Annotated in this window: 7 protein-coding genes; 5 read left to right on the forward strand and 2 right to left on the reverse strand. The window is 67.4% G+C overall.

Annotated features, from left to right (window positions below):
- The first annotated feature begins 258 nt into the window (after positions 1–258).
- The 4 genes from D7X30_RS19210 to D7X30_RS19225 all read left to right on the forward strand — a co-directional run bounded on the left by D7X30_RS19210 (position 259) and on the right by D7X30_RS19225 (position 6,310).
- Positions 259–2,097 carry a hypothetical protein gene (locus D7X30_RS19210; protein WP_120564390.1) on the forward strand — a complete coding sequence of 613 codons (1,839 nt, stop codon included), beginning with the start codon at positions 259–261 and terminating at the stop codon, positions 2,095–2,097.
- Complete coding sequence (locus D7X30_RS19215; protein ID WP_120564391.1) at positions 2,097–3,143, forward strand: hypothetical protein; 1,047 nt, start codon at positions 2,097–2,099, stop codon at positions 3,141–3,143. Before D7X30_RS19210 ends, D7X30_RS19215 begins: the two co-directional genes overlap by 1 nt.
- A gap of 11 nt (positions 3,144–3,154) precedes the next feature.
- Positions 3,155–4,735 carry a DUF1501 domain-containing protein gene (locus tag D7X30_RS42335; protein ID WP_199724420.1) on the forward strand — a complete coding sequence of 527 codons (1,581 nt, stop codon included), beginning with the start codon at positions 3,155–3,157 and terminating at the stop codon, positions 4,733–4,735.
- A gap of 126 nt (positions 4,736–4,861) precedes the next feature.
- Positions 4,862–6,310: an NAD(P)/FAD-dependent oxidoreductase gene (locus D7X30_RS19225; protein ID WP_120564392.1), complete on the forward strand. Its 1,449-nt coding sequence runs from the start codon at positions 4,862–4,864 to the stop codon at positions 6,308–6,310.
- 994 nt (positions 6,311–7,304) lie between these two features.
- Here D7X30_RS19225 and D7X30_RS42965 read toward each other — a convergent pair.
- Positions 7,305–7,694 (reverse strand): transposase, encoded by a 390-nt coding sequence (locus D7X30_RS42965; RefSeq protein ID WP_370051453.1) that lies wholly within the window; start codon positions 7,692–7,694, stop codon positions 7,305–7,307.
- A gap of 98 nt (positions 7,695–7,792) precedes the next feature.
- A complete protein-coding gene (locus D7X30_RS19245; protein WP_199724422.1) occupies positions 7,793–10,984 on the reverse strand; it encodes an RCC1 repeat-containing protein in 3,192 nt (1,063 codons plus the stop codon).
- Positions 10,985–11,526: 542 nt separating this feature from the next.
- Between D7X30_RS19245 and D7X30_RS42970 the strand changes: the two genes are divergently transcribed.
- The coding region (locus D7X30_RS42970; protein WP_370051437.1) for an FAD-dependent oxidoreductase at positions 11,527–12,186 on the forward strand (660 nt) is incomplete at its 3' end.

A 12,186-nucleotide genomic window follows, 5' to 3' on the forward strand; every position in this document is an offset into this window, starting at 1 on the left:
CCAACGCCTTCCAGAAGGAGCAGTTGCTCTGGGGGCGCACCTTCTCCACCGTGGAGGAACTCCGGCGGGCCCTGCTGGAAGTGGGCCCACCGCTACAACGAACACTGGTTGCTGGAGCGCCACAACCTCCTCTCGCCGAGTCAGGCCCGGCGAGGGCTGATGCAGTCGAGGCAAGCGGCCTGATTACGACCAACCTGGTGTCTCAACAATCCGGTGCGGTACACATGGAGTCATGCGCCCGGTGTATTGTTCGTGCATATGCACTGGCACTTGCACCTGAAGCGCGCGGCCCTGCTGGCTGTGCTCTTCGCGGCGTCCGGGCTCACCGGAGTCGACGCGCACGCACAACAATGTGGCCCCGAAGCACCTCCCCCCGCCGTCCCCCTCAATGACCAGATGAGCGGCACGCGGGTCTTGCGCCGCCTCGTCCTCGGTCTCACGGGGACGACGCCCACCGTCGAGCAGTACGAGGCGATGGCGGCCGCGACCACGCCCGAGGCGCGGGAATCCATCCTGCGCTCCACGCTCGAGGCCGCGCTCGCCTCGCCGAAGTTCTACGAGCGGATGGTGAACTTCGGCCACGAGTGGCTCGCGGTGGGCGCATATACCACCGGCGCGGCGGGTGACGCCTACCAGGGCGACATGTCCGGCCACCTCTTCAAGTGCGACGCCAACACCGCGCACGCGGGCGCGTACTACGCCGTGCACGAGTTCGGCGATTCGAAGGACCCGGCCAAGCAGTGCCAGGACCAGGACGCCGACGGCAACCCCGCCGTCCCCGAGGTGCACCAGGTGGAGCCCTGGTGGGCGCCGGGCACCACCGTCACCGTGCTCGGCAAGGCCGGCTCCGACGTCACCCAGGTCACCGACAGCAAGGGCCAGCCGGTCGACTGCGGCCTCGCGAACGGCGGCTACTACGACCCCATGCTGCCGCCCGCGTGCGGCTGCGGCCCGAACCTGGTGTGGTGCAGCCCGCTCTACGGCCTCCAGGGCAACAGCAACCACGACTTCGGCATGCAGCGCCGGCACCCCTACGAGGAGCCCGCGCGCCTCTTCGCGCACCTCGCGTGGCACGACCGGCCGCTCTCGGACCTCATCCTCGGGAACTACTCGGTCGGCACCAACTGGCTGCGCGCGCTGTACGTGCGCTTCGGCCGGCAGATGGGCACCAGCGCGCTGGACAAGAACACCACGTGGTGGCGTCCCGACGCGGACAACGCGCCGCGCGACCCGCTGCACCCCACGCTGAATGACCCGCAGGCGTGGCGCGAGTTCGTGGTCGAGGACCTGGAGCCCTTCCACCTCGCGCTCACCCCGAACCGGGCGCGCTCCGGCAGCATCGACCGCACCTACCGCTTCGACCCGCGCACCACGACCGACGCGCCCCAGGGCCTCCCCACCGCGGGCGTGCTCACCATGATCGGCTCGCTGTCGTCCTTCCCGCGCGAGCGCGTCCGGGCCGCGCGCTTCCTCGAGATGTTCGCCTGCCAGAGCTTCTCGCCACCGCCCGCGGACGTGCACTTCCCGCCCCTGGAGGTGGACCCCGGCACCGGCGGCACGTGCCTGCACTGCCACCGGACGCTCGACCCCGCGGCCATCTCCTTCAAGCGCTGGGACTTCAACCCGGCCCAGAGCTTCTACGTCCCGTGGCCCTTCATGCCGGGCGTGGGCCGCTACCGCATCACCAAGGAGTGGCTGTCCGGGCAGTACCCGTACACCGGCACCTCGCCGGGCTACCGCTGGAAGAACGCGTTCGTCCCCAACACAATCCTCACGCCCGTCACCCCCGAGCAGGTGAAGGCCAACCCCGAGGCGGTGCTGCTCGACACGATGCCCGACACGTACACGCTGCTCGGCGAGCACGGCGACGGCACCATGGGCCCGCTCGGCTTCGGGAAGCTCGTCGTGCGCTCCGGCGAGTTCGACCGCTGCGTCGCGCGCAAGATGTATTCGATGTTCATCGGCCGCGACCTGAACACGGCCACGGAGAAGGGCTTCATCGACAAGCTCGCGCGGGAGTTCGTCGCGGGCGACCGGAAGCTGAGACCCTTCATCCGATACCTCTTCGAACAGCCCGAGCTGCGGAGGGGCCTGTGATGAACACGTTGCGTTCGACCCTGATGGGCGCGGCGCTGGCCGCGGTCGCGCTCCTCGCCGTGAGCTGCGACGGGAAGATCTGGGACGCTCCCGGTGACTCCGCGGAGGACCCGGGCGGCGACAGCTGCGCGGCCGTGAGCAAGAACGACGAGATCCGTCTCGCGCTCGCGCCCGCGTGCCAGGGCTGCCACCTCACCGGCAACAAGCCCTTCTTCGCCTCGCTCACCGCCTTCGAGAGCGGGCTCGTCTACAACGAGAAGTACGTGAAGCGCGGCGACCCCGGGAACAGCATGCTCATCCAGATGCTGAACGGCGTGGCCCCCGGCAGCTATCCCCAGATGCCGCCCGGGCAGCCGTACAACGAGCTCGTCAGCAACGGCCGTGTCACGCTGACCATCGCGCAGGTGGAGGACTGGATCCGGAACCTGCCGGCCACGCCCGCGCAACTGGAGGCCCCCGTGGCCGAGGAGTTCAGCGTCCGCCGGCTCACCGCCGAGGAGATGATCATCAGCCTGATGGATCAGCTCGGGCTCACCCTCGAGGACTTCGTCAGCACCACCGACCCCAACTGGCGCAACAAGCCGTACGTGGCGAACGGCGGCAAGTTCTTCATCTGGCCTGGGGACTGGGCCCCCGGCATTTCGGGCGAGTATGTCTCCGACTCGCGCAGCGTCGAGCGCTTCGAGGCGCTCGGCGGCGGCAATTCGCTCCTGTACCGCAAGCGGGACGTGAGCTTCGGTCCGTCCGCCGCGCAGACGCTGGTGCAGATGTCCCAGGCGTGGTGTGCGCGCGCCGTGGACAAGAAGAACAACCCGGCGGTGCTGCGCTACGTGACGCTCGCCGACACCTCCAAGAGCAACCCGGACGCGGTGCAGAAGAACCTGCGCTCGCTCTCCCTGCGCATGCTCGGCCAGCCGCCCTCGGACGCGGAGGCCCAGGCGCTGTACGAGCAGGTCTACCTGCCGCTGGAGGCGCAGAGCACGCGCCTCGCCTGGATTGGCGTCTGCGCGGCGCTCATCCGTCACCCGATGTGGATCACCTACTGAGCGAGGACACCATGCCGAACACCTCTCGTCGCACCCTGCTCAAGTGGGCCCTCGGCGCTGGACAGCTCGCGCTCCTCGATCGCGCGGGGCTCCTCGGTTCGAGCACCGCGCACGCCGCGGACGTCGACGTCCCCTCGCGCCTCGTGGTGCTCTACATCCCTGGCGGCTACCGGCCGGCGTACTACTTCACCCCGATGGAGGACGCGGACATCCCGCTCTGCGTCCCCACGCCCTCCAACCACAGCGGCGAGCCCGTCTTCTTCCAGGCGAGCCAGCTGGTGGACCTCGCGCCTCCGAACGGCTCCTACAAGCCGCTGCGGACGTGGCAGTCGTGGAACCCCGCCGACCCGGCCGCGCGCGGCAGCTACAGCCCGCTCATGTACGGCTACACGCACTTCGCGCTGGCGGATCAGCTCAGCGTGCTGCACGGCATCGACCAGGGCACCAACGACCACTCGAGCGCGTTCATCTCCGCGATGTGCGGTGTCGCCGGCGCGGACTACCGGGCGCCCGCCGTGCATTCGGTCATCGCGAACCACCTGTACGAGAAGTACCGCGAGAGCCGGCCGCTGCCCTTCGTCGTCGTCACCGGAGAGCGCGGCATGCCGGTGGGCATGGGGCTGCCCTCCCACGCCTCGCCCCTGCGCGTGCCGTCCATCGAGGCGCTCAAGCCGATGCTCTCGGCGAAGCCCTCGGACAACCCGTGGTGGACAGGGCTCGACGCGCGCACCGAGGCGCCCGAGCTGGACGCGCGCGGGAAGCCCACCGGGGGCACCCTGAAGACGACGGACATCGAGCGCTTCTCGCTGACGCGCGCCCAGCAGCTCCTGGGCCGCTCGACGGCGAAGGTGGACAACTACCTGGAGGGGCTGCACGGCTCGCTGTCGTCAGTGTCGCGCGTGCTCGCGACGGACGTCGTGTCCGTGCTGGAGAAGACGAAGGGCATCGAGATGATGACCTCGAACCGCCCTGCGTACCTGTCGAGCTACCTGTCCAACCAGTCGTTCACGTACAGCTTCGGCCTCGCGAACTTCCACCTCACGGGGCTCGACCCGCGCATGGACCTGGCGCTGCGCCTGCTCAAGGCGGACCTCTGCACCTCGGTGCACGTCTCGCTGCAGCAGGACTTCGACACGCACAGCGGCCTCGGCCATGGCTACAGCTGCGCGCACGGCCGCGGGATGATGGACAACGTCGCGCGCTTCCTCGGCGAGCTCAAGGCCGCGCCCGCGCCCGGCAAGCCCGGCAAGACGCTGCTCGACGACACGCTCGTGCTGGTGATGAGCGAGTTCGGCCGGAGCTGGGCCTCGCGGAGCAGCGACGGCAGCTACTACCTGCCGGACGATCACCACCCCTACACGTCCATCTGCTTCGCGGGCGGGAACGTGGCGGGGAACCGGCAGGTGGGCTCGTACACCCCGCGCGGGCTCGGTGTCCCGGTGGACATCATCGAGGAGAACGGCCAGGCCTCGAAGCGCGTGCCCCGCTCCGCGGACGCGGTGACGACCGCGCTGCGCATCCTGGGCATGGAGGCGCACGAGTTCTTCATCCCCGGCGGCTACGGCGAGGTCGTGGGGCTCCGCAAGGCGTAGTCCCGGGTCCGAGAGGGCATGTCAGACCGGTGAGGTGCAATCTCCCCGGCGGGGGCGAGCGGCTCTGGGGAAGGCGGACCCCTCTGACCCGCAGCGCCACGACCTGAAACCTTGGAGGCTTGGGACTTGGAAACCCCTGGACGCAGATTCGGAAGCGCCGTGGTCATCGGCGGCAGCATGGCGGGGCTCCTGAGCGCGCGGGTGCTCGCGGACCACTTCGACAAGGTGACGCTGGTGGAGCGGGATGTCCGGGGGGAGGGGCCCGCCGCGCGCAAAGGTGTTCCGCAAGGGCCGCACATCCACGTGCTGTTGGACACGGGCCGGCGCATCCTCGACAAGTACTTCCCGGACCTGTTCGAGCAACTCCAGGTCCAGGGCGCCGAGCTCATTGACTCGAGTGGAGACCTCGCCTGGCACCACTTCGGGGTGTGGAAGCTGCGCCGCACCAGCGGCATCCCCGGGCTGCTGTGCACCCGGCCCCTGCTCGAGTGGAACGTCCTGCGCCGGGTGAAGGCGCGGCCCAACGTCGCGGTGCGCGAGGGCTGCTCCATCGAAGGGCTCATCTGCGACGAGAAGGGCACGGGGCGCATCACGGGCGTCCGGGTCAAGACACCCCAGGGCGAGGAGTCGTGGGAGGCGGACCTCGTCGTGGATGCCAGTGGCCGGGGCTCGCGGATGCCTCAGTGGTTGGAAGCCATTGGCTACGCGCGCCCGGAGGAAGAGCAGGTCATCGTGGACCTTTCCTACACGACGTGCCTGCACGAGCCGCCGCCTCAATTCCAGAAGGAATGGAAGGCGCTCTTCCTCTATCCAAGTCCTCCCAAGGCCTGGCGCGCGGGTTTCATCTCACACGTCGAGGGAGGCCGGTGGCTCGTCACCCTCAATGGCTACTTCGGGGAGCACGCGCCCACCGAGTACGCGGGGTTCCTCGAGTACGCGCGCTCACTGACGCGTCCGGACCTGTACAACTACTTGAAAGAGGCCACGCCGATAGGGCCCATCTCCCAGCACAAGGTGAAGGACTGCCGGTGGCGGCACTACGAGAAGCTGCCCCGCTTTCCCGAGGGGCTGGTCATCCTGGGAGACGCCGCGTGTGCCTTCAACCCCCTCTACGGGCAAGGCATGTCGGTGGCGGGGCTTGGCGCCGAGCTGCTGGACACCTGCCTTCGCGAGCAGGCCGAACGAGGCGAGCTCTCGGGCCTGGCGCAGCGCTTCCGCGAGCGGCTGCCTGAAGTCATCCGGCTCCCGTGGCTGTTGGGCACGGGCATGGACCTGCTGTATCCGCAGGCCGTCGGGAAGCGGCCCTTCGGGCTGGGCTTGCTGCACTGGTACATCCTGCGGCTGATGGAGCGCACGTCGACCGACGCACACGTCCATCGCCAGTTCTACCGGATCCTGCACCTGCACGCGGGGCTGGAGGCGGTTCTCCAGCCCTCCGTGGCCTTGCCCGTGTTGGGCCATGGCGTCATGTCGCTCCTCCGCCCGCTCGAGCGGCTGGCGAATACCGAGACACGGCCTCCCCCTCTCACGCCCCCGCGTCCAAGCCCTGTCCCGGTCCAGAAGTCCACGGGGTAGCCACCGCGGCCCGAGCCCTTGGTGCGTCAGGATGTCGCGGGGGCCCTGGCGGCGGCGCGGGCGCGCTTGAGCGCTCGGGCCGTGGCATCCAGGAACTCGTTGCTGGCCTCGGCCAGCTCGACCGCGCGGGCGTCCATCCAGCTCTGCAAGGAGTTCTAGGCCATCACCGCGGGGATGGCGACGAGATGAGCAGGGAAACGACAGACATCACGGCCATCACGATGACGATGAGCCACGCGAAGAGGCCCACGTATTCCCACAGGCCCAAGAAAGTGAATTGCATGGCGGGGTGAAGACGCGCCTCCTCGCGCGTTGGTCCGGAAGGGATCTGCAGGGGGCCGACGGGTGGGAGCTCCCGATGAGCAAGGTCCGCATTGGCTCCCCCGAGGGGTGGGCACGTGCCCATGAGAACGTCATCGTTCCGCAATGAGGAGGCGCATCCACTCGCGAGGTGGGGCCCGCAGGGTGCGGGGTTTCAGCGGAAGTGGGCCGATCACCTCGAAGGTGTAGCCGCCGCTGCTGCTACCGGTGGTGCCGCGCTCCCTCAAGCAGGGGCGGAGCCGGGGCAGGAGGAGAAGAGCCCCGCCTTTGCCGTGACGGTGGAGAAGCCTTTGGAAGGAGCGCACATCCCGTTTGGACTGGGAGGGGCACGCATAGGAAGGACAGGAGCGCTATTGGGGGTAGCAGGCGGAAGCGGAGCGGGAGGTGAGGGACGCGGACGGGTGGCCCATGAGCCGCACGCCGGGCCGGCGCATTCGCCCTTTATCTCCAGCAGGCACACGCCTGGCCCAGCCCAGCCTCCTTCCCAGGCGGGGCGAGGCAGGGGCCTGGCTTTCTTGGCTGGCTGGGGCGGCTTGTGTTTCAACACCCTGCGGCCTGGGGAGGCCCGCGCGCCGGGGCCTGTCTCGCACCTGCTGTGGGCAGGCCTAGGTGCTCCACAGTCGCTCGCACCCCTTCCGCCCCCTTCAAGTACGCCAGCACTCGCTGCCTGCCTCTACACTTCATGCAGGCGAACACGTCGACGTCGAACGTCCTGCTGAGCAAATCGGCGCAAGTCCACTCGCGGCGCCTTCTCCTTCATCGGCTCCATGCTGGCCGCTGCCTCAAGCCCCACGCTCGCCTCCTGCGCACCGGCTTGTGGGACCAGAAGTGGCCGCAGTCTGGCGCCTGGCGCAAAGACGCCGTGAAATCTCGTGAGGTTTGCCCGAGGCGGAGGTACCAGGGACGCTACACGCCGTAATAGTTCCAGCCCGTCCGGCAGCGGGCGCTTCATCCGATAGGCGATGCGGCCGGCCTCCGCTCGTGACAGCAGCGCCAGCGCCAGCGCACCGCGCGCCCCGTAGCGGCATCGCCGTTCCAGTCCCTGCCAGTCGTTGGCATGCAGACTTCGGCGGGCGCGCCTGGATCAGCTACACCTATACGTACATTCGCTGACGGCCCGTCGGTGGGGCGCTGGTTCACGCCAGCGCCCCGTCCTGTCGATCAGGGCACCAGGACCTGCACGGGGATGAATTGCTCAGCAGGCGGAGAGCCATCCCCCAACTCACCATCGCGGTTGCGTCCCACACTCCACAACGAGCCGTCTGACCATTGGAAGAGGGTGTGGCCGTAACCGCCCACCACATTGACTACCGCAGACTGCCCGGGAACCTGCACGGGAATCAAACTGGACGTGGTGCTTGCATCCCCGAGTTCACCATAATCGTTGTCGCCCCAGGCCCAGAGTGTGCCGTCAAAACGCACGGCGAATGAAGACCACCTCCCCGCGCCAATCGACTTCACCGAGTTCATCACCAGGGTCGGCGGGATGACATAGGCACTAGAGCCGTTTCCTACTTGGCCCAGATCATTGCTACCCCAGCACCAAAGGCTTCCATCCCATCGTCGCGCAAGGATGTGCCCAACTCCAGAGGCAACTTCCACAACACCCGTAGGTGAGGGAAGAGGAGCCGGTACAAGGACATTGGAACTACTCTGGCCAGTTCCCTGCTGCCCCTGGTAATTGCTTCCCCAAGCCCATACCCTGCCATCAAACCCGAGCGCGACGGAATGGTAGTTTCTGGAAACCACGGATCCAATGCCCCCCAGGCCGTTGATCCGGAAGGGACTCAGGCGCATCGTGGTGGTTCCGTCGCCCAACTGGCCGGAGCTATTGTTGCCCCACGCCCAGACACTTCCGTCTGAACGTACCGCGAGGGAATGCACCGCTCCGGCGGCAATGGCGATAACGTTTGTCAACCCAGTCAACTGGAGCGGTGTGAGCCGGGGGACTGTGGAGCCATCGCCCAGTTGGCCGTTGGAGTTGCTGTCTCCCCAGGTCCAGACCGTGCCATCCGAACGCAGCGCCATGAAGTGATAATCACCCGCTGCGATGGCGATAATCTGGGTCAGCCCACTCACCTGCGTGGGCGTCCGCTGCGCATACCCCACGTTGCCCCAAGTCCAGACCGTGCCATCCGAACGCAGCGCCATGGAGGAATGGTATCCTCCGACGGCCACATCCACGACATGGGTCATCCCAGGCAGTTTGTAGGGCGTGATTCGTTGATCAGAGGCGCCAGTGCCAAGTTGGCCAGAGCTGTTACTTCCCCAAGCCAAGAGAGAGCCGTCCGCGTTCTGCGCGAGCGAGTGGTAGTGACCTGCTCCGATGGCCACGATGTTGCTCAAGCTCAACCGCACCGGTGTGTAGCGAGTTGCGCTCGTTCCGTCACCCAGCCGACCCGCTTGATTGTAACCCCAGGCCCAGATGGAACCATCGTCACGCAGAGCAAGAGAATGCCAGCCTCCCGAGGCCAATGAAACGACGCCAGTCAGGTTCGCCACCTGAACGGGCACACCGCTCATGATGCCGGTCCCGTCTCCCAGTTGTCCCATGGAGTTATCACCCCAGGCCCAGACGGTTCCATCCCCTCGCAATGCCAATGAATGTTCGATGCCCGCGGAAACGGCGATGATGTTGCTCAGGCCCACCACCTGGGTGGGGCCAGAACGCGAAATAGTGGTCCCATCGCCCAGCTGGCCGTGTTCGTTTTGTCCCCACGCCCAGACCGTGCCGTCGCCTCGAAGCGCGAGCGAATGGTTATAGGTCGTTGCCAGGGAAACGATGCCGGTCAATCCCATGACCTGCGAGGGAGGTCTCGCATTGGATGGAGTCCACGTCCACACTGTCCCGTCTCCCTTGAGAGCCAGCGCGTCCCATACTCCTAATGAGACAGCGACGACATTGCTCAAGTCGTCCACCCTCTTGGAGTAGGCTCCAATGCCATCGCCCCACTGCCATACCGTCCCATTCGCCAGGACCACGATGGAGTGGTACGTGCCAGTGGCCACGTCCACCACACTGCTCAAGCCCTGGAGCTGCACGGGGACGGGGTGGTCATTGGTTGTCCCGTCACCCAGCTGACCGTAGCGATTGTCCCCCGCGACCCAGAGCGTTCCGTCCGGCCGAAGCCAGAGCGATTGATCATCCCCACCCGCCAGGACGCTCCAACCCGAGCGGATGGTCGTCAATCCCGGGGTCACACGATCATTCGTGGAGCCGTCGCCCAACTGCCCCAGGAAGTTGCCACCCCAGGCGTAGACGACGCCCGTCGCGTGCAGGGCAAGCGAATGCGTGCTGCCCATAGCGACCATCCGACCATGCCCCACGCCGCTGACCTGGGTCGGCACGGAGCGGTCCAGACGCGTGCCGTCTCCCAGCTGGCCGTAGGCATTGGATCCCCAGGCCCAGAGAGTGCCGTCCGCGCGCACTGCCAGGGAGGAACTCAACCCCGCGCACACGGCAACCAAACCGCTCAGTGTTGGAATCGTGACTGGGGACAAACGGTTCGTGGTCGTCCCGTCTCCGAGCTGCCCATAGGCATTGTTACCCCAGGCTTTCACGGTGCCATTCGACAGCAACGCTAGAGAGTGGCTGTCACCCGCGCTCAGCACCACCACGCCGGTCAATCCAGGCACCACGGTCGGCACCAGCCGACGCGCCGTCGAACCGTTGCCCAACTGTCCGCTGCTGCCCGCCCCCCACGCCAGTACCGTGCCATCCGCGCGCAGCGCCAGGGAATGGCTGCTCCCCGCCGCGAGGGCCACCAGGGTTCCCAGGCTCGTGCCCACACGCACTGGCGTGGTGCGAGTGCTCGTGGAGCCGTTGCCCACCTGCCCATCCCCATTGGCGCCCCAGGCCCAGAGGCTGCCATCCGAGCGCGCGGCCAGGGAGTGCTCCGTGCCCGCGCCGATCGCCGTGACGCCGCTGAGGCCGGAAACCTGGAGGGGGACGGAGCTGTCCGTGCCCGAGCCGTCACCAAGCTGGCCCGAGTAGTTGGCGCCCCAGGCCCAGACCGTTCCGTCAGCGCGCAGTGCCAGCGAGTGGGACAGCCCCGCTGCCACGGCGATGACATGGTTCAACCCTTGGACCTGGATGAAGTCTGTCTGGTCCGCATACGTTCCATCGCCCAGTTGGCCGTAGGCGTTTGAGCCCGTAGCCCAGACCGTGCCATCCGGACGGACCACGAGGGTATGCTCCTGTCCCGCGGCAATCCTTGCGGGCAAGCCGCGCCCCAGTTCGCGCCCCAGAAACATGCTCTCGGCTTGCGGCAGCGTCGGCGATTCCGTGGGCTCGCTGTCAAGCGCTCTACAGCCACCCCAGAACAGTGCGCTGACAACCAGCGCCAGCGCCACATGGAATGGATTCCTCCAGACCCCACTTCTTCTTTGCATATCCATGACTCCAGGCCGAAGGGCTGGCGTGACGGGGATTCGCCAGTCCTGTCCATAATTCGGATGGACTCCCGTATTTACATGTATATCTAGAATTGCGTCGATGGGATTGCCATTCTGCGGTGTAGGACATGCTGAAGTCAGTTCAACCCCAAGCGGGGCGACCACGCACCCGGTGCGTTGCTCCGTGACGCGCGTGCGGCTCCCCCCGAACGCGAACGCCGCAACCGTGAGCTTCCCGCCCATTGGGACACCTCGGAATCCCAGGAACTGGCATGCCTCGTGCTCCTGGGCCTCCGCGCTGTGGAAGTCCCTCCACCGTACCCGCGGAAGGCTTGCGACACATGAATCCTCACGAGAACCCCTCGCAGCGTCGCCGCGTGGCGTTATGGGCGGCCCTTTGCCTCACGGGCGCCGTCACTGGCGCGCTCCCCGGCTGCAAGCAGACGGAACCCTAGCCGACAAAGCCAGACGTTAGGGCCCCGCTGGCCGTGGACGCCGGCGTGGCCACGGATGGCGGCGCGGCTCAGGGGCCCGGCATTCCGACCAATGGCGGCACCATCGTCCTGAGCCCGCTCCTGCCCCCGGACGTGTCCGTCCCCCAGTCCAATCCCACCCTGGAGGACCTGCAGCACGACTTCGACAGCTACTCCTGGAACACCTTCATCGCCGCGAACTGGCCCGTGGGCACCGATGGTGGCGCGGACCCCAACGCGCTCCCCGGCAAGGACGGGGACAACCCCGCCGTGTGGGAACACTGGATGCCGGCGACCAGCATCTTCCTAGCGAACGGCGCGCCGCCGCCGGCCTGGGGCTCACCTCCCGTCCTGCCTCCCATCTGCCAGGGGAAGCTGCCCCGCTTTCCCGAGGGACTGGTCATCATGGGAGACGCCGCGTGCGCCTTCAACCCCCTCTACGGGCAGGGCATGTCGGTGGCGGGGCTTGGCGCCGAGCTGCTGGACACCTGCCTTCGCGAGCAGGCCGAACGAGGCGAGCTCTCGGGCCTGGCGCAGCGCTTCCGCGAGCGGCTGCCTGAAGTCATCCGGCTCCCGTGGCTGTTGGGCACGGGCATGGACCTGCTGTATCCGCAGGCCGTCGGGAAGCGGCCCTTCGGGCTGGGCTTGCTGCACTGGTACATCCTGCGGCTGATGGAGCGCACGTCG

This window comes from Corallococcus sp. AB011P (assembly GCF_003611605.1).
Classification (GTDB): domain Bacteria; phylum Myxococcota; class Myxococcia; order Myxococcales; family Myxococcaceae; genus Corallococcus; species Corallococcus coralloides.